1 protein-coding gene is annotated in these 975 nt (G+C 55.9%); it reads left to right on the top strand.

Going from position 1 to position 975, the window contains the following annotated elements:
* Positions 1-975: tetratricopeptide repeat protein (locus tag KDM89_RS19130; protein WP_212689511.1), on the top strand; the 975-nt coding region annotated here is incomplete at both ends.

The raw sequence follows: 975 nt of genomic DNA, 5'->3' as shown, positions 1-975 counted from the left end.
AACCACGCAGGCGCTGGCGATATTCCGGCAGGCAGCAGCCAGCAGCGATCAGCTGGCGCAAGCCCACAGAAAAGCCGGACTCTGCGCGAGCAAATTATATGCGGCGAATGACCCGCGTATTTTTCAGCATCTGGAACAGGCCATCACACTGGCACGCCACAACGCAAACCGGAATGAGCTGGGTTATGCGCTGGTCAGTATAGCGATGGCCTATCTGAATGCTGACCAGACCGACAAGGCACTGGCCGCTTATCAGGAAGCCTTGCAAGTACGGCTGCTGGAATTCGGCGAAAATAACTGGCAAACCGCAGAAGCACGTCAGGGTGTGGCGATCTGTCTGGATAAACTCGGACGCCCGGCCGAATCCAGCCAGGTCGCGATCCAGGCCATGCACAATATGGAACAGGTCTGGGGCAAACATCATTACCGGGTATCGGAAGCCAGACTGTATATCGCGAATGTACTGGCCGATTCAACGCAGAGATCCGAAGCACTGCAGCAGGCGCGCACCGCCTATGACATTGTGTTGCTACCGGAATGGCGTACACAGAAACCCGACTATCTGGAAAGCGCACAAGTCGCTTATTTACGGATTTTGCTCAGAATGGGTAATCTGGCACAGATGCTGCAAGTCTGCCGCGACATCGATATGCAGGCAGCCATCAGTTATCCGCGACTGCGTCTGATGGCGGCCGATCACTGTGGTCTCGCCCGGGCCATGCAGGGCGAGACTGAAATCGCACTACAACACGTGCGCCACAGCCAGCAATTACGTGAACAATACTGGCCTGATCAGAAAAAACGCGCACTTGGCGGACTGCTGGTGCAAGGAGCGCTTGCACTACGCAAGCGGGATTTTGCACTGGCCGCTCAACTCTATCGTCAGAGCATCAGCTATGCAAACAATCATGCTGATTATTCGCGCAGTCTGGCCTGGCGCGAGCTGGCCAGACTGCCCGTCAGCAAAACAGAGGA

This window comes from Cognatundibacterium luofuense (assembly GCF_018139685.1).
In the GTDB taxonomy this organism is placed as follows: Bacteria; Pseudomonadota; Gammaproteobacteria; order Burkholderiales; family Burkholderiaceae_D; genus Undibacterium; species Undibacterium luofuense.
The sequence above is the reverse complement of the archived record's forward strand: the minus strand, read 5'-3'. Positions and strand labels throughout refer to the sequence as shown.